This window comes from Anaerobacillus alkaliphilus, assembly GCF_004116265.1.
GTDB lineage: Bacteria > Bacillota > Bacilli > Bacillales > Anaerobacillaceae > Anaerobacillus > Anaerobacillus alkaliphilus.
Map to the genome: position 1 here is coordinate 108,856 of NZ_QOUX01000023.1, position 21,249 is coordinate 130,104.

Here is a 21,249-nt window from a genome sequence, read left to right on the forward strand (position 1 = left end):
AACAAAAACATCGGGACTTTGTGAGTCCCGAACGCTTCATTTATAGTGATTTAGTTAAGATTTCGACTACATCTTGCTTTTCTAAACTTTTAAAATTACCAAAAACTCCTCTTGCCATTGCCTTTTCAGCCATAAGGTCAATATTTGTATCGTCAATTTGATAATCTTTCAAACGACTCGGCGCACCTAAGCTTTGCCAAAATTGCTCAAGTATCTCAATACCCTCTTCGGCAATTTCTTCCTCTGTTTTATTTGTCGGATCTACATTCCAAACTCTGATCGCTAATTGATTAAGTTTGCGTAAGCCAATGTCTTTTACATGACGAAGCCATTGTGGATAAATAATCGCTAAACCACCTGCATGTGGAATATCATAAACAGCTGAAACAGCATGTTCAATATTGTGAGAGGCCCAATCACCTCTAGCCCCCATTTGTAAAAAACCATTCAAAGCAATCGTTCCTGAATAAAGGATCGTCTCTCTTAATTCATAATTCTCAAGGTCCTCCAATAATCTTGGGGCTGCCTCAATAACTGTCAGTAAAACAGCTTCACACATTCTTTCCTGTAGTGGTGTATTCGTTGTTGGATGAAAATATTGTTCAAACACATGAGTCATCATATCAACAACACCATAAACCGTATGATCTTTAGGTACAGAGAATGTATTTACTGGATCTAAGATTGAAAATTTCGGGAAAACAAGTGGGCTACCCCACCCGTATTTCTCTTTTGTTTCCCAATTTGTAATAACAGAACCAGAATTCATTTCAGAACCAGTTGCTGCTAATGTTAGAACTGTACCAAACGGAAGTGCTTCTGTTGGAAGATGCTTTCTAGTAACAATATCCCAAGTATCTCCTTCATATAAGGCCCCTGCTGCAATTGCTTTTGTACAATCGAGAACACTTCCTCCACCAACAGCTAAAATAAATTCAATGTTTTCGTTTTTGCAAATTTCAACACCTTTATGTACTGTTGTTAAACGCGGGTTAGGCTCAACACCTGCTAATTCAAACACTTCCACTCCTAAAACCTTTAATTGTTCCAAAACCTCTTCATAAAGGCCATTGCGTTTAATGCTTCCACCACCATATACAAGTAAAACTCTTTTTCCGTATTGTGGTACTTCTTTTTGCAACTGTTCAATTTGACCTTTTCCAAAGATTAATTTTGTAGGATTTTGAAATATAAAATTCTCCATCATTCACCCCATCCTTTCTATAACTATTATGTACGATTTCCTTTTTTTTCGTAAAGTAATAAGACTCAATATTATCATATTGTCCTGTTAAACATTCGTTACAGAAGTAATTCTGTAAGCATCTTTTACCCAGATTAATATGTCAAAATTCATAATTAGATTTTTGTAAATGTATAAATTTTAGCTTACTTAACCATTCTAAATATAGAAGGTAGCTTCTTGTACTATCTTTTCACTTATGGGTAGTATAAGAAAAACTTGTTAAGTTATTTTGACAGGTTCTTCTATTACTTACTAATCCCCCTTTAAGGAGGTGAGAGGAATGAGCGGAATTCAACGCTTTGCTTTAGTACTTGCAATTATTGGTGCGATTAACTGGGGCTTAATTGGGTTCTTTCGCTTTGATTTAGTTGCTGCCATCTTCGGTGGTCAAGCTGCTGGATTTTCAAGATTTATTTATGCTTTAGTCGGACTTGCAGGTTTATATTGTATTTCTATCCTTTTCAAACCTGATGAAGAATTAGAAAGAAGCCCACAAACTGAAAGGTAAGCTTTCTTTCTACTGAGGTTGACGTGTAAGAGGTTTAGTCGAATGGCGACGATCTTTTACATTGTCAGCCTCTTTTCTCATTTCCTAGGGAATAATTTGTCATAATAATGGAAATGATACTGTTGATTTGTCTATTTCGACACGTTTATATAAAATAAAAAAGCAACCGAAGGCTCGATTGCTGTTTTACTATTTATTTTTTTGTACGTTTGTTAAGATCTGCTTGAATTTCATTTGATTGTTTTAACCAACCTTTTAATTTTTCTTCAAGCGTGTTGAAGCCTTGGCTCTTCTCTTGACTTACTTCGACCTTTTTTGGTCTTTCAGTACGAGGCTTAGCTGGTCTTGCTGGTTTTTCTGGAGCAGCTACTGTTTCACGAATTGATAGAGAAATTTTCCCAGTCGTTTCATCAACAGACATCACCTTTACCTTAACTTCGTCACCAACTGAAAGATGATCGTTAATATCTTTAACAAATCCGTGTGCAACTTGAGAAATATGAACTAACCCTTGTTTTTCTTCATCAATAGAAACAAACGCTCCGAAAGGCTTGATCCCGGTAACCTTTCCTTCTACTACACTTCCTACTTCTAAATGCTCTGACATAAAAACAACTCCTAACTATTTTTTAACTTATTAAGTATAGCACAAAACGTAATAATAAACAAAGACGAGGACTTTCTATTTACGTATACGATTGAAAACTCATTTTATTTTGTACAATATACAATAATAATATAGCTAAATTATGCTGAACATCAAAAAACACGCATTGATTTTCTCCATAAATCAATGCGTGTTTTTTTATTTAGGCTCTTTTCGTAAGGTTCTTTTCGTAAACATTGTGGCTTTTTCCCCCTAAAACAATCGAAAAAATACCCCGAATGGAAATATCATCCAATAAATTATGTAAGAAAAGAGCAATACTTACTAAATTAGTTGTGAATTCTAAGTGTTTTGTGTAAAAATCCGGTTTTTGGGATTTTTACGAAAGCAACAAACTTTGCGAAAACAGCTTTCGTAAATAATGTTGCTTTTTCACTCTTAAATAATCGAAGGGATACCCATTGATGAAGATATCACCCAATAAATTAAGTAAGAAAAGAGCAATACTTACTTAATTAGTGGTCAATTCTTTGTATTTTGTGTAAAAATCGGGCTTTTGGGATTTTTACGAAAGCAACAAACTTTGCGAAACCAGCCTTTATTTATTCCATAAACCTTTGTCATAAATATGCGTTTTAATTAATTCGATTAAACCACTTTTATTTAATTTCGAATAACCTCGGATATTGTACTCTTTCACTATCGCAACTAGTTCGTCTTTTTTAAGCTTCTCTAGATGTTCGTTTATATCTTCTTTATTTCTAGTCTCTGCTACTAATTCTTGACTACTAAATAACTCGTCTATTCGATTTTGAAGAGAGTCCCAATCGTTTAATACCAATTGGAATTTCTGTTTTTCTAATTCGAATAACTCTTTCGCCTTCTCTAGGCCAAATAGTTCCAACGTAACTCTTGTTTTTAATTCTATTGCCTCATGTACATCAGAGTTATTTTCTAGTTCCCTTGTATCAAAACGAGTAAGTTGATCAAATGACTTTTGATATTCAGCTACAGCGACATAGTATTTACTTAGCGCTAGTAATACGATTGTTATTGGCGCAATTTCCAATGCTTTATCTAAATTTCTTTTTGCATCATCGAATTGGTTCAAGACTAAATAACTATTTGCTAGTTCCACGTAAACCGGTACATACGTTGGCGACGATTGTTCGATCGTTGTGAATTTTTCAATTGCTTCTTGTATATTACCTTCAATTACATTCTCTTTGGCTATTCTAAATAAATCTGACATCTCTTCATCCAACGTTAGCTCAATTGGCGTTAAAGAGATCTCTTGCATTACTCCACCTAGCAATACGGTTACTGGTTTTTCAGTTTCGCCTATGTCAGCTAAATTTGATAAAATTGCTTTTTTCAGCCAATCTTCAATACGACTAGATACTAAAAGCTTTTTACTACTCTCCACTGTCCATTTATCTGAGTGGCTATTTAAGTAATCAAGGCTCACTTGTTTCTGCTTTTCTTCTCCAACAAATAGGCGATAAACTGCCATTAATTGTTCAAAACCACTATCTTCTTCTGCAAAGAGTAAAGGTACACGAATACTTTCTTCCATAAATAACTCGATGCTCTGTGCTAAATAGGTACTTTTTTCAGCAAGAGCTTGGTCACCCTTAATACTTCGTAAAGCTAACAGCGCTTCTTCATAATTCTTTTCATTACTTATGGCTAAAGCTGAGCGATAAAGTGAAATGGCTGATAGTTGTTGTTTCCGCTTTGTGTATAGTTCACAGATCTCTTTATCTAAGCGGAGTACCGAGAACATTTCCACAAGCTTCTGTAACATGTCATAATCATGATATGGATCTATTCCTTCTCGCTCTTGATAAGAAGCAAGTGCTGTTTGGGCATAGCTTTCAGCTTCTTTTCCGCGTTGAAGTCTAAATAAGAATATTGCACCTTGAATAAGAGCAAATACATTACGGTCATCTAGTTTTATAACCTTTTTTACAAACTGAAACGCTTCTTTAAAGTTACCAAGCATACCATAAATAACGGCTAGGTAATTTTGAGCAGGTATATACTCAGGATAAATTGATAATGCATTCTCGAAGCTACCTTTGGCTTCACCAACATTCCCCTCAGTTAACTTACGCTGACCATGTTGGTGGTACTCAAATACTTGTCTAAATTTATGAGGTGATTTTTTTTGAAAAGAGCTTAAACGCTCTTGAGTACCAATCAATGGTGATTTTTTTATTTTATTTTTTTTGGTTTGATTCCGTTTCATAGTGAAAACTCCCTTTCCGCCCATTAAAACCCATCAACTACTTATAATAATATAAAATCTAATTTCTTGCCAGTTTTAGAACGCAAATTTCTTGCTTTTCAGCCATAGCATCGACAAAAATGAACAATTATAGTAGATGAAATTCAAATACAATCACAATTTTCAATTTGACAATTACATAAAATCAGCTTATATTAATTGACATTACTTTTTTTGAAGGGCGTTTTATCATGTCAAAAAATCAATGGTCATCAAAGCTCGGTTTTATCCTAGCCGCAGCCGGGTCTGCCATAGGACTAGGTGCTATTTGGAAACTTCCTTACGTAGCTGGTACAAATGGCGGTGGTGCTTTCTTTCTCATTTATTTAGTTTTCATTATTTTCTTGGGAGCACCTTTACTAATTTCCGAGTTTATTATTGGTCGAAAAACACAAAAAGAAGCAATTTCTGCTTATAGAAGTATTGCACCAAATACATACTGGCACTGGATTGGAAAATTAGGCGTCTGTACTTCAATCATCCTTTTATCGTTCTATAGTGTGGTCGGTGGGTGGGTCGTTAATTATTTTTTACGCAGTCTCACAGGTAGTTTAAGTGGTCTGGAATTGAAGGAGTACCAACAATTGTTTGGAACGATTATTTCTAATCCCACTCAAGCTGTAGCTGCACATTTAATTTTTATTTTTCTAACGATTATTATCGTCCAAGGTGGAGTTCAGAAGGGGATTGAACGAGCAACAAAAGTGATGATGCCTACCTTGTTTGTTTTATTTATATTTCTTGTATTTAGGTCGTTGACATTAGAAGGAGCATTAGAAGGGGTCCGATTTATTTTAATGCCAAACTTTTCAGACGTCACATCAAAGACTTTTCTATTTGCTTTAGGCCAAGCATTTTTTGCCCTAAGCCTAGGTATCTCAACAATGGTAACTTATAGTTCCTACTTACCAAAAGGTGAAAGTCTTCCTCGATCAGTAGCATCTGTTGTTGGGTTAACAATCTTAATTTCACTACTAGCAGGTCTAGCCATTTTCCCTGCCGTTTTTGCTTTTGGATTTGAACCAACTGAAGGACCTAGTCTTATTTTTACTGTCTTGCCAGCAGTCTTTAATGAAATGGCATTTGGATCTCTTTTCATTGTGTTTTTCTTGGCTTTATTGCTATTCGCTACACTTACATCATCCATTTCTTTATTAGAGATCATTGTCGCTTCACTTACAAAAGGACGAAATGATCTACGTCAGAAAAAAGCATGGACTGCCGGTCTTCTCATTTTTGTTCTAGGTATACCATCAGCTCTATCCTTTGGTCTTCTAGCAGAATTCTCTTTTTTCGGGAGAACCTTCTTCGATCTTCTAGATTATCTTGTTAGTAACTTTTTACTGCCGCTTGGAGCACTATTTGTAGCGATCTTTATCGCGAACAAATTAACCAAGGAAGAGTTATACAACGAAATGTCACAAGGGTCTAGCATAACGTTTTCAATTTTCAAGCTGTGGTATTTCTTGATACGCTACATAGTTCCAACAGCAATTTTTTTAGTTATCGTTCTGCGCTAGAATCTTTTATAATCAAAAAAGCTGTCACTATTTGAGTGATCAGCTTTTTTGATTATTTCTTATCGTTAAGTTTCCCGTAAGTTAATTCTTTTTCCACAAAGGTAAATCCTAACTTTTTTTGAAATTTATCAATAATAAAAAATTCTTTGTGTGTAACGAGCGTTATGACAACACCTTTTTTTCCCATTCTTCCCGTCCTACCAGCACGATGAACATAGGCATCTTCGTCTACAGGTGGATGAATATTGATGATATGTGTGACATCATCTACATCGAGTCCCCGCGCTGCTACATCAGAAGCCACGACAACTTCAATTTCTCCTGACTGTAGTTGCTGCAATACCTTGGCACGTTGGTGTTTATCACTATCACTTGATAAGGCAGCTGCTTTCATTCCTTTATATAAGAACTTTTCCGTTGTTTCTGCTACTTTGTCTAAGTGATTTACAAAGATGATCCCACGTTTTACCTTTAGGCTGTGGACAAGACGTCTAGCCATATCGATTCGTTCTCGATCTTCAACTTTTAGGAATGAGTGCTCAACTTTTTTAGTTTCTAGCTTCTCTTCACTTGAGACTAGTAAAACTTCCGACCTGATAAGGGTTTCAATATCTTCCAATAATCTCCCTGGAATCGTTGCAGAGAAAAACATATATTTAGCGTCTTTCTCTAACCGCTTAGATATTTCGATAAAAGATTGTCTCGTTTCACGTTCTTGCAGCATACGATCAGCCTCGTCTACGACAAGCATTTTACATAGATGTATTTTCAATTTCTTCTGTTGCGTCAACTCTAAAATACGTCCTGGCGTCCCAACAATAATTTGTGGTTTTTGCTTTTTCAGCTTTTCTAACTGCCTTTTAATATTTGCACTACCAATAAACACATCGATGTTAAAGTTTGTGTCAGCTACTAACTCTTCCAACACTCGGTAAATTTGCATTGCTAGTTCGTGTGTTGGTGCTAATACAATCCCTTGTAAATCTTTGACAGACTCGTCCATCTTTGTTAAAAGAGGTAGTAAATAAGCAAGCGTTTTACCCGAACCTGTTTTCGATCTTCCGACAACCTGATGTCCTGCTAGTATATTTGGAATTGCTTCTTGCTGTATTTGCGTCGGAGTTGAAATATTCATTTTTTCTAAGCCCTTTAGTAAAAAAGGCGCAAGCTCAAAACTTTGAAATCCATTTTCCATTTTTGCGATCACCTTTCAATTGTTTCAGTCTACCTGTACTATACAGAAAACACCTATAAAGAACAAACATTTTTCATGAAAAACCTTCCAACTATTCCTTACTAATAATTTGTTTTATTTATACTGAATAATATTTGGAAATTTGGTAAAGATATAAGTGTATACAATTTAGTATTCCCCCTATTTGAAGCGAAACTTGTGAGAGTTTCGCTCTTTTTTTTGCAAAAGGCTGTTTTCGCAAAGTTTGTTGCTTAAAAATTACTAAGAATTCACCACTAATTTAGTAAGTAATGCTCTTTTCTTACATAATTTATTGGCTGATATCTTCATCTAGTGAATTTTTCCGATAATTTTAGGATAGAAAAGCCACAATGTTTACGAAAAGAGCCTTGCAAAAAAACTGACTAAGGGTAAGTCCCTAGTCAGTTTTTCACTATTTTAATGTATTAATAAAGCGGTCAATCCTTGTCACCGCTTCTTTTAGATTATCTAGAGAGGTAGCATAGGAACAACGAATATGTCCTTCACCACCGCTTCCAAAAACATGGCCAGGTACAACAGCTACTCGCTCTGTTAATAACAACTGTTCAGCAAATTGATCTGATGTAAGACCTGTATTTTTTATTGACGGAAAAGCATAAAATGCCCCTCCTGGTACATGGCATGGTAGTCCAATCTCATCGAATGATTTCACAAAGTAGTTGCGCCTTTGTTTATAGCTCTGCACCATCTTTCCAACATCGTCCATGCCATTCTGAAGTGCTTCAATTGCAGCATGTTGTGCCATCGTGGAAGCACACATCATTGTGTATTGATGGATCTTTAACATGGCACTTGTTATATCACTCGGGGCAATTACAAACCCTAAGCGCCAACCAGTCATCGCAAATGCTTTAGAAAAACCAGAAATAATAATCGTCCTTTCCCTCATTCCTGGAATGTTTGCAATGCTAGCATGGTTGCCATCGTACGTCATTTCCGCATAAATCTCATCAGATATAACAAGTAAATCATACTCTTCTACAATCTTTGCAATTGCCTCAAGCTCATCATAATTCATGGTAGATCCTGTTGGATTGTTTGGAAAACTTACCATGATTGCTTTTGTCATTGGTGTAATGGCTGCTCTAAGCTGCTCTGGCATTAGGCGAAAATTGGCTTCAACAGATGTTCCAACTGAAACAGGCTTGCCCCCGGCTAACGTCACTAAAGGAGCATATGAAACGAACGTCGGCTCAACCACAATCACTTCATCACCTGGGTCTACTATGGCTCGTAAAGCTATATCTAATGCTTCACTGGCCCCAACTGTCACGATGATTTCATTTTTTGGATCATACGGTAGCTGAAATTGTTTTTTCAGATAGTTAGAAATTTCAACCCTTAGTTCTAACATCCCTGCATTCGCAGTATACGCTGTATATCCTCGTTCTAATGACGATATACATGCCTCCCTGACACTCCACGGTGTGATAAAATCTGGTTCACCTACCCCTAAGGATATAATGTTATCCATGGAAGAAGCTAAATCGAAAAATTTTCTGATTCCAGATGGCTGAATTTCGTTCACTAACTTTGACGTTCTAATTCCCTTTGTCCTAGGTGTCATGGTGTAATCACAATCCTCTGATCTTCCTCGCCGTCACTAAAAACAACTCCATCGTGCTTATACTTTTTTAATTGAAAATGTGTCGTTGTAGAGAGAACTGAGTCAATCGTTGATAGTTTTTGTGAAACAAATCTTGCTATCTCATTCATCGTTTTTCCTTCAATCACAACAGATAAATCATACGCTCCTGACATAAGGTAAAGAGCTCTAACTTCAGGGAAACGATAAATCCGTTCAGCAACATCATCGAAACCTACCCCACGTTTAGGCGTCACTTTCACATCAATCATTGCAGTGACTGTTTCAGTTTCGGTAACTTTCGTCCAATCAATTACAGCGGAGTACCCGAGAATGACCTTTTGTTCTTCTAGCTTTTTAATAATAGTTACCGTTTCCTCCTCGGATAAATCAACCATCTTTGCTAAGGTGTCCACTGCAATTCTTGAGTTTTCTTCAATTAACTGTAAGATTTCTTTTTCTTTACTATCCAAACCAAATCCCCCTTCACTAAACGCTATGTTACTTTATTTAGAAAATGCCTTACTTAAAATCGCTCAAGATGTCTAAAATAAATTTATGCAGATTATCATAACATAATTTCCGCTTAGTAAAAACGATAAATTTTTGTTAAATTCTGAACTTTTTTAGATGAATTGATAGGAGAGCTTAATGATTAGTAACCCTTTAGTAGACAAAAAAGCACTAATAATTATTGACATGATTAATCAGTTCGATTTTCAACATGGTGAAGAACTATATAGGCACACAGTTCCTGCCGCCAAAAAAATCTATGAGTTAAAAACACGCGCAAAAGAAGTGAGTATCCCTGTTATCTATGTAAATGATAATTTTAAAAATTGGCAAGGTGACTTTCAAGATTTGGTGAATGCATGTCTGAACGAAAGCAAACTCGGTCGGGATATCGTTGAATTAATTAAGCCTGAAGAGGGCGACTACCATATCCTCAAACCTTCGTATTCTGGATTTTATGCTACTCCCCTTCACATACTGCTAGAACATCTTAACGTAACTTCCTTAATTATCACTGGTATTGCCGGGAATATGTGTGTTCAGTTTACAGCAAATGATGCGTTTATGTTAAGGTATCAACTATTTGTTCCTTCTGATTGTGTTGCCTCGCAAACTGAGCGTGCAAACATACAGGCATTAGAGCAAATGAAAGAGATCTTAAGGGCAAATACCTGTTTATCCGATACAATAAATTTATAAGGCTCTTTTCGTAAACATTGTGGCTTTTTTATCCTAATATAATCGGAAAAATACCCTAGATGAAGATATCAGCCAATAAATTATGTAAGAAAAGAGCAGTGCTTACTAAATTAGTAGTAAGTTCTTAGTAATTTTAAGCAACAAACTTTGCGAAAACAGCCTTTTATAAAAATGAAAGCATTTACACCCTTGGCATATCAACGAATTTCTACTATAATAATAGTGTAAAAAGGTTTATGTTTAATAAATATTAAACATGACTGCTATACACCTTCCTAGTGTATAGAAAAACCCCAAGGAATTCGTGGTTCCTTGAGGTTTGATATGATTGTTTACAATCAATTTTGCCATATCCATTAGGCTAAGCGGAAAACAATGCCGTGACCGCCTTTTGGATACTCCCATTTTATATTATCGTTTGGACATCCAATGCGACAGCTTCCACATTCATGACAGCCCTCGTATCCAACAAACATTCTGTCACCTTCCCACTTATATACATCACCAGGGCAAAAGCGCGTACAAAGTAGTTCTTCGCATTTTGTTGCACATACTTCATGGTTTAAAATCGTCAGATGTGATTTCTTATCTGCTTTGTAGCGGACGAGATACTGCTTTTCTTCGATTGTCTTTGCCATTATTTCATCACCTTCCAAGCACGATATAGATCTTGAGCAACACCAAACTTACCTCTGCCAGCTGTGAAGGATTGCATAATCTTTGCTTGTTTTTCCCGCTTAGGTGTACCGTCAATTGTAAAAAATTGACTTGCTGCGCGATTCATTAATGGAATGTATTCATTTAAATATTGCGGATGCGATTCAAACGTGTGAGTTAAGTCTTTATACTTCTTCAGGTCTTTACCTATGAAACTATCAAAAATACTTGTTCTGTACGAATCCAAGCCCTTCTCAGAAAAATCATTATTTGCCTTCGCTTGGATAATTGCTTCCGCAGCCATTTTCCCTGATGCCATCGCCATATTCGAACCTTCACGATGGATGGCATTTACAAGCTGAGCTGCGTCACCAATAACGACTACACCATTTCCAGTAAGCTTAGGAATTGCATAATATCCACCTTCAGGAATTAAATGTGCTAAATATTCTGCTGGCTCCCCATCATGAATATAAGGGCGAATCATTGGATGATTTTTTACGTATTCTAACAACTCGTATGGCTTAACTTTCGAGCGGATCATACCGGATAAAGTTGTACCAACACCAATGTTAATACTATCTTTATTCGTATACATAAATGCTGTTCCTAATTGTCCTTGGGTTGCGTCTCCAAAGATTTCAACCGAACAACCTTCATTTCCTTCTAAACCAAAGCGGTCATTGATCTTTCCTTTAGGCATATTTAATACTTCCATCGCACAAAGGGCAACCTGATCTGGCTTAAATTCCTTGTGAAAGCCAAGCGATTTGGCAAGTAGAGAGTTTACACCATCTGCCAATACAACGACATCAGCATAGATATCTCCATCTGGTCGATCCGTGCGAACACCGATGACTTTTCCGTTTTCTTGAATGCACTCTAAAACAACTGTCTCATTTATTAATAAAGCACCTTGTTCCACCGCTTTTTTCGCGAACCATTGGTCAAATTGCGCTCGTAACACCGTAAAGTTATTGAAAGGCTCCTGAGCCCATTCTTTCCCCTTGTACCCCATTGACATCATTGATTCTTTTTCTAAAAACCAAAAACGTTGTTCAACAACTGGCCGCTCAATCGGTGCTTCTTTCCAAAATTCAGGAACGATATCTTCGGTTTGTTTACGGTAAAGAATTCCACCCATAACATTCTTTGAACCAGGGTATTCTCCACGTTCAATTAACAATACTTTTAAGCCATTTTTCGCACAGACATTAGCACAAGCTGCACCTGCTGGCCCTGCTCCTACGACGATTACATCAAATTTCTCAGGCATGGACTGTGACACCTCCAACTTCTTTTAATGCAGCGCGAAATTCTTCAGTTAACATTGGTACAATTTCAAATAAATCACCAACAATACCATAATGAGCGGCATTAAAAATTTGTGCTTCCGGATCATTATTTATCGCAATAATCGTCTCAGAGTTGTTCATTCCAACCACATGCTGAACGGCCCCTGAAATTCCAATGGCAAAATATAACTTGGGCGTAACGGTTTCTCCTGTTTGCCCGACTTGGTGTGCATGACCAATTAATCCAGCTTCAACAACATCACGACTTGCCCCTACCGTAGCATGTAGAACGTCTGCTAAATCACACACAAGTTTAAAGCCATTTGCATCTTTCACACCTTTTCCTGCGGCAACGATAATTTCAGCATCAGCGAGGTTTACTTTTTTACTCGTATCACGAACAATTTGTAATACCTTAGTCCGTAAGTCTTCTTCTTTTACACTAATCGTTTCTTCTATTACCTCACCTGTTCGACCTGGTTGTGGTTCTAAAGCCTTCATTACTTTCGAACGAACGGTAGCCATTTGCGGGCGGTGTTTCTTACAAAGAATTGTCGCCATAATGTTTCCACCAAACGCAGGGCGACTTGCTTCGAATAGGCGCTTATCAAGATCAATGTCTAGCATTGTAGTGTCTGCTGTTAGACCTGTCATAACTTCCGTAGCAACAGCACTAGCTAAATCCTTACCGTTTGCGGTAGCCCCATACAGGAATATTTCTGGCTTATACTTACGGACTAGGTCCCCGACAGCCTTCATATAGGTTTCAGAGCGATACTGTTCTAGAATCGGGTCGTCAATCATATAAACTTTGTCTGCACCATATTCAAATAATTGTGAGGGAATTTCGTTAACGTTGTGTCCTAATAAAACTCCACACAGATCAACCTCTAATTTATCAGCCAACGCACGACCTGCTCCTAATAATTCTAGCGATACACCTACGACATTTCCTTCGATCTGCTCAATAAATACCCAGACACCTTTGTATTCTTCAATGTTCATCTCATCTTCCACCTTTCTGTTCAAATAGCTCACGTTTTTCAAGAACTATTAAAACAAGTTGCTTAACTTGTGATTTTGCATCGCCCTCTATACGCTTTGCTCCTTCACTCTTAGCTGGTGGCCACATTTTTCCTACAATCGTTGGTGATCCTTTCATTCCTAACTGACTCATATCCACATCGTCAAGGTCTTTAACAGCCCACACAGTCGGTTGATATCTTGCCGCTTTGATCATGTTTGGCAATGGAGAATAGGAAACTTCGTTAATCTCTTTTTCTACTGTTAGTAGACAAGGCATTTGTGACTCAATGATTTCATAGCCATTTTCAATTTTGCGACGAATTTCCACTTTGCTCTCGTTCAAATCTACTTTTTCAATTTGAAGAACATTTGTGATAGGTGGAATTGTCATACGTCTAGCAATCCCTGGTCCTACTTGACCTGTATCACCGTCGATGGCGTGTTTGCCACATAAGACTAAGGAGATCGGCTCGCTTTTTTGGATTTTTTCAATTGCTTTTGTTAATGCATAACTTGTTGCTAACGTATCAGCACCGGCAAATGATCGGTCAGAAATTAAGACACCTTCATCAGCACCAATTTCAATACACTTCTTAATGGCATTTACCGCTTGGGGAGGTCCCATTGAGAGAACGGTTACCTTCCCACCATGCTGGTCTCGTAACCTAACAGCTTCTTCTACAGCATGCGCATCGTACGGATTTAAGATTGCAGGTGCACTTGAACGATCAAGCGTGTTCGTTTTAGGGTTGACTTTGATAATCTTTGTATCTGGTACTTGCTTAATACAAACGACTATATGCATTGCTCACACTCCTTACGTGTACTAACCTTATTTAGTTTTTAACATTTTGGAAGTCGATAAAACCAATGAAACTCGCTACTATCAATCTTGTACTTCTTGATCGTACGAATTGTGCGGAAAGTAAGTTCAATACTTCACTTACTTTTTCATGTTGAAGAAAGTTGATGGTGTAACATATCACTCTGAAGAGTTGCAGTAGTTGAATGATGAGGATTTCTGGATTTCTGGAGTTGTTGACCTCCTCCCAATTTACAAAAGTATTTTACAAGTTAGGTAATAAACCATTTGTACTAACAATCGCTACTATTCTAGTAAGTGCAAAAAAGTACCGAATATTTGTTTTTTTACACAGCAGGAACAAGTAATTACATTTTTGTAAGCGATTACTTAGTTTATTTATATCAAATATATCGCTCTCCAACAACCATAATTTGTTTAGTTTTCCAGTACAGCATAAGTATTATTACTTTCTAAATAATAATCTTTTTTAAAGTTACAATACAAAAAAGCCTTACAACTAGCATTTAAATCTTCAATAATGTTATAGATTATTTTATTAATATACCTTTTGAAATTTTGAACATTTTGTTCACTTTTTCATATTTACCCATAAAAAAAGTAGTAAGGTTACCCCCTACCACTTCCATAAAAAAATTAAAAGACTGTTCTTAATGTTTCCTTATCATGATTTAACCAATGTTTCATTAAACGCTTTGCCCCATCAAGATCATGGAGTTTTGCCTGCCCACACTCTTTTTCTGTGGCAGCTGGAACTACTTCAATTTCTAGACTATATGTTAACGCAGCTTCCATAACATCAATGACTTCATCAACGGAGGGGTTTCCACTAACAATTAAATAATAACCAGTTTGACACCCCATTGGTGACACATCAATTACATCAAAATGGTCATACTTTTCTGTAAATCTACGAATATTAATTGCTAGTAAGTGTTCTAACGTATGAATGACGTCTGGTTTCATCGCTTGTTTATTTGGTTGACAAAAACGAATGTCAAACTTGTTGACTACACCGTCAGTGCCTACATTATGGGTTCCACAATGACGAACATAAGGTGCTTTTACAAGATTATGATCTAACTCAAAGCTTTCTACGGATGGCATTAACATCACTTCCCTCTTAATTTATCACGTTAATAATTTACTATTATAAAGCAGAAAAGTGGATTTGTCTAAATAAACAGAAATTTTAATAAAGGACAATTTTAATAAATCGTCCTCTTATCTCAATTAACGCTTAAAATTACTCTTTTTTCGTGATCTTAATACATTTAGTTTATCGTTTATTCTCTCATGCTCACTCGTTGTTTCATCCTCAAGAATAACGATTTTTGTAATTTCCTCGTTTTCAAGTTCTAGTTGTACAATACTACCTTGTTTCGCGTTTGAAGGTAGACTTACCAATGGAACATTATATTCTTTCTCCTCATCTCCAACAAGCAATACCGCCCACTTACCATCGACAATACGATCAATTACACCTTTCAATACTATACCTCCTTACAACCTATACTTAACTAACCAGCTCTTTCTTTTTAAATAACTGAATTGATAATAGTAATAAAGCAACAATGAAACCAACTGTCACTACCAAGCTTACCCAAAAATACTCAGATCCATTTCCAGAAGTGATAATGGCATTGCTATGTGTCGATAATCGAGCAGGACTCCAATACATATATTTCATTAAAAGGCTGGTGATGACTGAAAGTACCATAGTTGTTCCTAGTGTCAGAAATGCAATTGCACCAATACTCTTCATGATTGAGCTAAAGAATAACACCAATGTCATAATAAAAATTAACCATAGGGAATACACAACAGCACCAAGAAGCATATCTCTTACTACAAATTCGCCCATTAGTATGTAGGTGTAGTAAGCAGAAAAGAGATAGCCTAGCAGAAAACTTGAAACCGCAAATGCGACAATACTTGCCCATTTCGCTGTAAGATAAGCCGTATATGAGACTGGTTTTACTAGGATCATAACAAATGATCCTGATATGCGCTCACTAGCAACAATACCCATTGTTGCTAATACTAAAATTAATATACCTATTTGTGAAAACTGTCCTAGCGTACCTACTAATACTTCTGATGCCGTAGGGACTGGGATTTCAAATACGGCTCCTTCTGGTAGGCCACCAAGGTTTTCAAGTATCTCTGGAAGATAATAGCTTGTTATCGGCTGTGTCATCCCTAAGATGATAAAGACTAAAGGAACCCATATCCATTTATAATTTCTTAGCATTTCTTTTTGTTCTTTTGAAAATAGTAGTAACCACTGTCTCATTTTTTTGCCACCTTCAAGAAAAGATCTTCCAAAGAAGTCCTTACTAGCTCAAACTTTCGAATTGGAGCGTCTACACTTACGAAGTAATTTAGCAGTTCTCGTCTCGCTTCTTCCACATCAGTAACCGTTACTGTGATGGTCTTCGAAGAGTTACAAACTAACTCAGACACAAAAGGAAAGTCGCGAATTGTCGGGACCCACTCCTCTAATTCGCGCTCACCCTCGATATAAATCGTTGGTTGCTGATGATCACTTTGCAATTGGTCCAACGTTCCACTAATAGCCATCTCGCCGTTTTTAATAATGTAGATATAGTCACAGATTTCCTCGGCATCATGCAGAACATGAGTTGAAAATAAAATCGTTTTTTTCTCTTTTAATTGTTGCATAAGAGTTAATACTTCCCGTCTACCGATTGGATCAAGTGCTGACACAGGTTCATCTAATATGAGTAAAATTGGATCGTTCATTAACGCTTGGGCAATTCCTAAACGCTGCTTCATACCACCTGAATAGCCGGCAATTTTTCGTTTCTTTGCTTCAGCTATTCCGACCATTTCAAGTAGCTCATCAGCCTTTTTGGTTGCTTCAGGTTTGGAGAGGCCAGCTAACTGGCCTACGTATTGCAAGTACTCCAAACCTGTCATCCAACCATAAAAAACTGGATATTGAGGCAAGTACCCAATATACTTTCGAAAATCTCCGTTAGCTCCCTGATCAAAATTAATTTCGCCACTTGTTGGTTTCATAATGCCTGACAGCATACTTAATGTTGTTGTTTTTCCAGCACCATTTGGTCCAAGTAACGCGGTACACACTCCTTTTTGCAATTCCAAATTTAATTGGTTAACAGCCACATTACTTCCAAATTTTTTCGTTAACCCTGTAATTGATACGAGACTCATTACTCAACCCTTCTTCCAAAAAGGAAATAGGCGATTGGACCAAAAATATTGATCAAAATAATAATGAAGATCCACATAACTTTCGGTCCGTTTGTACGTTCAATTTTCACACAATCGATGAGGGCAATAACCATTAAGATTAATTGAATAACAATGATTGGGGCGATTAGTGCCCAGTTAATTGAAGATAAGTCCATGAGAACAACTCCTTAAAGTGAATTCATTTATATTATACGTTAAAATCAGGTTATTAGTTTCAATATTGATAATAAAAATTTAGTATGGTCAATACAGCGAAATGTTGAAAAATTCACGCAAAATATTTCGTTTATGGTAATATATAGATATTACTAGTCGACTAGGAGTGTATTATGGAGATTTTTGTTGCACGACAACCTATTTTAACAAGTACAGAAGATGTTGTAGGTTATGAACTTTTATATCGTAATAGCCATAAAAACATGTTTACTGCTATTGATGGGAATTTAGCAACAATTGAACTTTTAATTAATAGTTTCGTTTCAATCGGAAAAGAAAAGTTATCTAGTGGTAAAAAACTGTATATTAATTTCACGCGAAATCTTCTATTAAAAAGAGTTCCATGCCTTTTTTCTCCTGACAAAATCGTCATAGAAATCTTGGAAGATGTCGCAGGTGATGCAGAAATAATCGAAGTAATTAAAGAAATGAAGCAGATGGGCTACACTTTTGCTTTAGATGACTATACCCCGAATGAGTACAATAAATCCCTACTTCCGTATACGGATATTCTTAAAGTTGACTTCTTAAAGACTTCCGTCATACAACGAAAAGTAATACATATGATCGCCAAAGAGCATGGGATTAAACTACTAGCAGAAAAAGTTGAATCAAGAAATGACTTCGAACAAGCAATCCGTGATGGCTATGATTACTATCAAGGGTACTTTTTTAGCCGACCAATTATTATTGCGTCTCGAGATATTCCGTTTTATCCAAAGGATTATTTAAGCATTCTGACAGAATTATATAGACCGGAGCCTAATATAGATATTGTCGTAAAGCTCATAGAATGCGATTTATCAATATCCTATCGAATTTTAAAAATCGTAAATACAATGGCTTATTTTACTAGAGTGAAAGTAACTTCTATTAGACAAGCGGTACTTATCCTAGGATTAAATGAACTAATTAAACTATTAACGCTTATCTCATTAAAGGAGAAACAAGGTAGTTCAGTTGTTAGTCATGAAATTGTTCTCCGTTCAATGGTTCGTGCTAAATTTGCAGAACAGCTTGGAAATAAACTGTTTCAAGTAGAAACAAATTCAGAATGTTTTATGCTAGGTCTTTTTTCACTAATAGATACAATCTTACAACAACCGATGGATGAAGTTTTAAAAGCATTACCCTTTTCAGAAGAACTTAAACAAACATTAATAGGACAAGAAACTAAGTTTACCACTCTATTACAACTAGTCATCGCTGGCGAAAATGCTGATTGGGATACACTTCAGAAATTAGCACCAGTCGTTGATCCAATTAATATATCTGCCTGTTATGAAAATGCAATACACTGGGCTACTAAAATTAGTACCCAATTAGATGAAGCTAAAGGACAATAATTTGCATTTATAGTATAAGAATTTACCTTTAGATGATACAATATTCCTATGATTAAAGGCATACGCGAGGTGGCAGGATGGATATTTTTGTAGCAAGGCAGCCTATATTAACAAAAGAAGAAGAGATTATAGGCTATGAACTACTCTATCGAAATAGCCGACAAAATTCTTTTACTGAAATTGATGGTGATGTTGCCACTACTGACTTATTAGTTAATAGCTTTTTAGGGATTGGAAATGAAAAACTATCAAAAGGAAAAAAGCTTTTTATTAATTTCACACGAAACTTACTATTGAAAAGAGTTCCGAGTCTATTTTCTCCAGAGAAAATAATTATTGAAATATTAGAAGATGTAGAGGGAGACGAGGAAGTCATTGAAGCTGTTTCAGAATTTAAAGCCCTTGGGTATACCATTGCATTGGACGACTTCTTATTAAAGGATTTAAATAAGAACCTTCTTCCTTATGCTGATATTATTAAAGTGGACTTTCTATCAACCTCCAAGAAGCAACGCGAAGCGATCGAAAAAATTGCGAAGTTCTACAATGCTACATTATTAGCCGAAAAAATTGAAACACGAGCAGACTTCGAAGCAGCACTTCATGAAGGTTATACATATTTTCAGGGCTACTTTTTTAGTAAACCTGTGATCGTTTCTGCTGCAGACATTCCTTTCACCTCATTTGGTTATCTTCGAATATTAAATGAATTAAACGAAGTCGAACCAGATATTGATAAGATTACCTCTTTCATAGAGTATGACTTATCCTTATCTTTTAAAATTTTAAAATTTGTAAATACAACTTCAACCGTGAAAATAACTTCAATTAAACAAGCAATCATGATCTTAGGTTTAAACGAATTGTTTCGTTGGTTAACAATTATTTCTTTAAAGGAGCAACAACCTAAAACCGCTGTTGCTGAAGAAATACTTCTCCAATCTTTAATTAGAGGCAAGTTTGCTGAGCTGTTCGGAATGAAACACTTAGGTTTGCAACGCAAAGCGGAGTGTTTTATGGTCGGGATGTTTTCATTATTGGATACAATATTGCAACGACCTATGGAAAAAATTCTAGAGACACTACCTCTTTCAGAAGCTGTTAAAAACGCTTTAGTTAAAGATGAAAGCGAACTTGCGATTATCCTTGATATAACTGAAGCTGTCGAGCAAGCGAATTGGGAAAAACTTAACTCCTTTGGATTTTTAGCAACTGAACTATCTAGTTGTTACGAAACGGCCTTAAATTGGACAAATGATATTTTTGAAGAATTAAAATAGTAATCTGAAAAAAATTAAGAATACAGCAAAAAGAGGGTGTCCATACAAGCGTAGATCATAGGACAGCCTCTTTTATCCATTATTTCTTCTCTGCAAACCCCATTCTACACATCGACCAGGCAAAGCTTGTTTGTTGAATTTTATCGGACAAGTCCCACAATTGATCGACTAATCTTATTTCTACGTTTCTTTTGATGAGTTCGCCGTATAGGTTATCAACAATTAGTTGATTTATTGGCGTTTGTTCTTTTTCACTCACATAATAGCCAGCAGATTCGTCTTGTAAGTAAAAGTCACTTGGATCAAACTCGTATAAGTATAACGTAGTATTCTTCATTGCTTCGAACCATTTGTGTTCAATCGCAATTACATGTTTTATTGTTGCAGAAGAAAGATACATCTGTTTATCCTCTACTGTTGTTTGCTCATTACAATGAAACGTTACTCTTGGACAATTACGCGGAGTTAAAAAATTTGGTAAGCATCGCTCATGGAGAGCCCAAACGAGTCCCTTATTGGGATCAAGATCTTTTCTCGTTGGCACTCTTGGCTGAAATAGTTCGATATCCTTTTCTTCACTGACATGAAATAACCTCATATTTGCCCCCTACTGTTAGAGCTTTTTTATTGTGATAGCTAACGTACCCCAATGCTCTTCTTGCTCTTTACTGTAGATTTCATACGTCCCATTAAGCATTTCATCCATTGTCCAGCCTTCACAGTTAAACTTCTCAAATGGTATACTCTCATACATCTCCTGAAACGTAGCAAAGACAGTTACACCTAGTACCTCTACTTTCAGGGTTTCGTTATCTTCTGGAACAAGAATAAATTCAATGAGATCTCCCACATTAACTTTCCTTCTTTTTTCATCATTTAAACGAACTTCAACAGTCTTTCTACCTTCTTTAATCGATATAAACGGCTCTTTAAATAAGCCCATTGTATGTAGGTTCATTCTCTCACCTCATGTATCATTTCTATAGGCTCTTTTCGTAAACATTGTAGCTTTTTTAACCTAAAATAATCAAAAAAATACCCTAGATGAAGATATCAGCCAATAAATTATGTAAGAAAAGAGCAATACTAACTAACTTAGTTGTGAATTCTTAGTATTTTGTGTAAAAATCCGGATTTTGGGATTTTTACGAAAGCAAC

Annotated in this window: 22 protein-coding genes; 5 read left to right on the plus strand and 17 right to left on the minus strand. The window is 36.2% G+C overall.

Annotated features, from left to right (window positions below; genetic code table 11):
* Positions 1-40: 40 nt before the first annotated feature.
* Positions 41-1,204: an iron-containing alcohol dehydrogenase gene (locus DS745_RS06325; RefSeq protein ID WP_129077460.1), complete on the minus strand. Its 1,164-nt coding sequence runs from the start codon at positions 1,202-1,204 to the stop codon at positions 41-43.
* Between the two features lie 322 nt (positions 1,205-1,526).
* On the opposite strand from DS745_RS06325, the gene DS745_RS06330 reads away from it, so the two are divergent.
* Positions 1,527-1,754 (plus strand): DUF378 domain-containing protein, encoded by a 228-nt coding sequence (locus DS745_RS06330; RefSeq protein ID WP_071317845.1) that lies wholly within the window; start codon positions 1,527-1,529, stop codon positions 1,752-1,754.
* Between the two features lie 193 nt (positions 1,755-1,947).
* On the opposite strand, the gene yugI is transcribed toward DS745_RS06330, so the two are convergent.
* Together yugI and DS745_RS06340 are read right to left on the minus strand one after the other, a co-directional pair.
* The gene (yugI, locus tag DS745_RS06335; protein ID WP_129077435.1) at positions 1,948-2,361 is read right to left on the minus strand and encodes a S1 domain-containing post-transcriptional regulator GSP13; all 414 of its coding nucleotides are present in this window, start codon (positions 2,359-2,361) and stop codon (positions 1,948-1,950) included.
* Between the two features lie 598 nt (positions 2,362-2,959).
* Complete coding sequence (locus DS745_RS06340; RefSeq protein WP_161568191.1) at positions 2,960-4,612, minus strand: tetratricopeptide repeat protein; 1,653 nt, start codon at positions 4,610-4,612, stop codon at positions 2,960-2,962.
* A 230-nt stretch (positions 4,613-4,842) separates the two neighbouring features.
* Between DS745_RS06340 and DS745_RS06345 the strand changes: the two genes are divergently transcribed.
* Positions 4,843-6,171, plus strand: a complete 1,329-nt coding sequence (locus DS745_RS06345; protein WP_129077437.1) for a sodium-dependent transporter — start codon at positions 4,843-4,845, stop codon at positions 6,169-6,171.
* Between the two features lie 52 nt (positions 6,172-6,223).
* Here the strand turns inward: DS745_RS06345 and DS745_RS06350 are convergent, their stop codons facing one another.
* From DS745_RS06350 to DS745_RS06360, 3 genes are all read right to left on the minus strand, one after another.
* Entirely contained in the window at positions 6,224-7,366 is a 1,143-nt protein-coding gene (locus DS745_RS06350; RefSeq protein ID WP_129077438.1) for a DEAD/DEAH box helicase, read from the minus strand.
* A gap of 433 nt (positions 7,367-7,799) precedes the next feature.
* A complete protein-coding gene (locus DS745_RS06355; RefSeq protein WP_129077439.1) occupies positions 7,800-8,975 on the minus strand; it encodes an aminotransferase in 1,176 nt (391 codons plus the stop codon).
* On the minus strand, positions 8,972-9,466 hold the full coding sequence (locus DS745_RS06360; RefSeq protein WP_129077440.1) for an Lrp/AsnC family transcriptional regulator: 495 nt from the start codon (positions 9,464-9,466) through the stop codon (positions 8,972-8,974). The genes DS745_RS06355 and DS745_RS06360 overlap by 4 nt, the downstream gene beginning before the upstream one ends.
* A gap of 178 nt (positions 9,467-9,644) precedes the next feature.
* Here DS745_RS06360 and DS745_RS06365 point away from each other — a divergent pair, with 178 nt between their 5' ends.
* Entirely contained in the window at positions 9,645-10,205 is a 561-nt protein-coding gene (locus DS745_RS06365; RefSeq protein WP_129077441.1) for a cysteine hydrolase family protein, read from the plus strand.
* Between the two features lie 356 nt (positions 10,206-10,561).
* Here DS745_RS06365 and DS745_RS06370 read toward each other — a convergent pair whose 3' ends face one another.
* The 9 genes from DS745_RS06370 to DS745_RS06410 all read right to left on the minus strand — a co-directional run bounded on the left by DS745_RS06370 (position 10,562) and on the right by DS745_RS06410 (position 17,404).
* Positions 10,562-10,843 carry a ferredoxin family protein gene (locus DS745_RS06370; protein ID WP_129077442.1) on the minus strand — a complete coding sequence of 94 codons (282 nt, stop codon included), beginning with the start codon at positions 10,841-10,843 and terminating at the stop codon, positions 10,562-10,564.
* Positions 10,843-12,138 carry an FAD-dependent oxidoreductase gene (locus tag DS745_RS06375; RefSeq protein ID WP_129077443.1) on the minus strand — a complete coding sequence of 432 codons (1,296 nt, stop codon included), beginning with the start codon at positions 12,136-12,138 and terminating at the stop codon, positions 10,843-10,845. Before DS745_RS06375 ends, DS745_RS06370 begins: the two co-directional genes overlap by 1 nt.
* The gene (locus DS745_RS06380) at positions 12,131-13,162 is read right to left on the minus strand and encodes an electron transfer flavoprotein subunit alpha/FixB family protein (RefSeq protein WP_129077444.1); all 1,032 of its coding nucleotides are present in this window, start codon (positions 13,160-13,162) and stop codon (positions 12,131-12,133) included. Before DS745_RS06380 ends, DS745_RS06375 begins: the two co-directional genes overlap by 8 nt.
* Position 13,163: 1 nt before the next feature.
* Positions 13,164-13,988, minus strand: a complete 825-nt coding sequence (locus tag DS745_RS06385; RefSeq protein WP_129077445.1) for an electron transfer flavoprotein subunit beta/FixA family protein — start codon at positions 13,986-13,988, stop codon at positions 13,164-13,166.
* Positions 13,989-14,642: 654 nt separating this feature from the next.
* Positions 14,643-15,113, minus strand: a complete 471-nt coding sequence (locus tag DS745_RS06390) for an S-ribosylhomocysteine lyase (protein ID WP_129077461.1) — start codon at positions 15,111-15,113, stop codon at positions 14,643-14,645.
* Between the two features lie 126 nt (positions 15,114-15,239).
* Entirely contained in the window at positions 15,240-15,497 is a 258-nt protein-coding gene (locus DS745_RS06395; RefSeq protein ID WP_161568192.1) for a DUF3006 domain-containing protein, read from the minus strand.
* 25 nt (positions 15,498-15,522) lie between these two features.
* Entirely contained in the window at positions 15,523-16,302 is a 780-nt protein-coding gene (locus DS745_RS06400) for an ABC-2 transporter permease (RefSeq protein ID WP_129077447.1), read from the minus strand.
* A complete protein-coding gene (locus tag DS745_RS06405) occupies positions 16,299-17,207 on the minus strand; it encodes an ABC transporter ATP-binding protein (protein WP_129077448.1) in 909 nt (302 codons plus the stop codon). The genes DS745_RS06400 and DS745_RS06405 overlap by 4 nt, the downstream gene beginning before the upstream one ends.
* Positions 17,207-17,404: a PLD nuclease N-terminal domain-containing protein gene (locus DS745_RS06410; RefSeq protein ID WP_129077449.1), complete on the minus strand. Its 198-nt coding sequence runs from the start codon at positions 17,402-17,404 to the stop codon at positions 17,207-17,209. Before DS745_RS06410 ends, DS745_RS06405 begins: the two co-directional genes overlap by 1 nt.
* A gap of 174 nt (positions 17,405-17,578) precedes the next feature.
* On the opposite strand from DS745_RS06410, the gene DS745_RS06415 reads away from it, so the two are divergent.
* Positions 17,579-18,811, plus strand: a complete 1,233-nt coding sequence (locus DS745_RS06415; protein WP_129077450.1) for an EAL and HDOD domain-containing protein — start codon at positions 17,579-17,581, stop codon at positions 18,809-18,811.
* Positions 18,812-18,888: 77 nt separating this feature from the next.
* Positions 18,889-20,091, plus strand: coding sequence for an EAL and HDOD domain-containing protein (locus tag DS745_RS06420; protein WP_129077451.1), 1,203 nt, complete (start codon positions 18,889-18,891; stop codon positions 20,089-20,091).
* 79 nt (positions 20,092-20,170) lie between these two features.
* Here the strand turns inward: DS745_RS06420 and DS745_RS06425 are convergent, their stop codons facing one another.
* Together DS745_RS06425 and DS745_RS06430 are read right to left on the minus strand one after the other, a co-directional pair.
* The gene (locus DS745_RS06425; protein ID WP_129077452.1) at positions 20,171-20,689 is read right to left on the minus strand and encodes a DUF6886 family protein; all 519 of its coding nucleotides are present in this window, start codon (positions 20,687-20,689) and stop codon (positions 20,171-20,173) included.
* A 15-nt stretch (positions 20,690-20,704) separates the two neighbouring features.
* Positions 20,705-21,049: an ASCH domain-containing protein gene (locus tag DS745_RS06430; RefSeq protein WP_129077453.1), complete on the minus strand. Its 345-nt coding sequence runs from the start codon at positions 21,047-21,049 to the stop codon at positions 20,705-20,707.
* Positions 21,050-21,249 lie beyond the last annotated feature (200 nt).

What these genes read in the sequence shown, in the direction of transcription:
- DS745_RS06325 (WP_129077460.1), bottom strand. Translation starts at nt 1,204, where the DNA reads ATGGAGAATTTTATATTTCAAAATCCTACAAAATTAATCTTTGGAAAA.
- DS745_RS06330 (WP_071317845.1), top strand. Translation starts at nt 1,527, where the DNA reads ATGAGCGGAATTCAACGCTTTGCTTTAGTACTTGCAATTATTGGTGCG.
- yugI (WP_129077435.1), bottom strand. Translation starts at nt 2,361, where the DNA reads ATGTCAGAGCATTTAGAAGTAGGAAGTGTAGTAGAAGGAAAGGTTACC.
- DS745_RS06340 (WP_161568191.1), bottom strand. Translation starts at nt 4,612, where the DNA reads ATGAAACGGAATCAAACCAAAAAAAATAAAATAAAAAAATCACCATTG.
- DS745_RS06345 (WP_129077437.1), top strand. Translation starts at nt 4,843, where the DNA reads ATGTCAAAAAATCAATGGTCATCAAAGCTCGGTTTTATCCTAGCCGCA.
- DS745_RS06350 (WP_129077438.1), bottom strand. Translation starts at nt 7,366, where the DNA reads ATGGAAAATGGATTTCAAAGTTTTGAGCTTGCGCCTTTTTTACTAAAG.
- DS745_RS06355 (WP_129077439.1), bottom strand. Translation starts at nt 8,975, where the DNA reads ATGACACCTAGGACAAAGGGAATTAGAACGTCAAAGTTAGTGAACGAA.
- DS745_RS06365 (WP_129077441.1), top strand. Translation starts at nt 9,645, where the DNA reads ATGATTAGTAACCCTTTAGTAGACAAAAAAGCACTAATAATTATTGAC.
- DS745_RS06370 (WP_129077442.1), bottom strand. Translation starts at nt 10,843, where the DNA reads ATGGCAAAGACAATCGAAGAAAAGCAGTATCTCGTCCGCTACAAAGCA.
- DS745_RS06375 (WP_129077443.1), bottom strand. Translation starts at nt 12,138, where the DNA reads ATGCCTGAGAAATTTGATGTAATCGTCGTAGGAGCAGGGCCAGCAGGT.
- DS745_RS06380 (WP_129077444.1), bottom strand. Translation starts at nt 13,162, where the DNA reads ATGAACATTGAAGAATACAAAGGTGTCTGGGTATTTATTGAGCAGATC.
- DS745_RS06385 (WP_129077445.1), bottom strand. Translation starts at nt 13,988, where the DNA reads ATGCATATAGTCGTTTGTATTAAGCAAGTACCAGATACAAAGATTATC.
- DS745_RS06390 (WP_129077461.1), bottom strand. Translation starts at nt 15,113, where the DNA reads ATGCCATCCGTAGAAAGCTTTGAGTTAGATCATAATCTTGTAAAAGCA.
- DS745_RS06400 (WP_129077447.1), bottom strand. Translation starts at nt 16,302, where the DNA reads ATGAGACAGTGGTTACTACTATTTTCAAAAGAACAAAAAGAAATGCTA.
- DS745_RS06405 (WP_129077448.1), bottom strand. Translation starts at nt 17,207, where the DNA reads ATGAGTCTCGTATCAATTACAGGGTTAACGAAAAAATTTGGAAGTAAT.
- DS745_RS06410 (WP_129077449.1), bottom strand. Translation starts at nt 17,404, where the DNA reads ATGGACTTATCTTCAATTAACTGGGCACTAATCGCCCCAATCATTGTT.
- DS745_RS06415 (WP_129077450.1), top strand. Translation starts at nt 17,579, where the DNA reads ATGGAGATTTTTGTTGCACGACAACCTATTTTAACAAGTACAGAAGAT.
- DS745_RS06420 (WP_129077451.1), top strand. Translation starts at nt 18,889, where the DNA reads ATGGATATTTTTGTAGCAAGGCAGCCTATATTAACAAAAGAAGAAGAG.
- DS745_RS06425 (WP_129077452.1), bottom strand. Translation starts at nt 20,689, where the DNA reads ATGAGGTTATTTCATGTCAGTGAAGAAAAGGATATCGAACTATTTCAG.
- DS745_RS06430 (WP_129077453.1), bottom strand. Translation starts at nt 21,049, where the DNA reads ATGAACCTACATACAATGGGCTTATTTAAAGAGCCGTTTATATCGATT.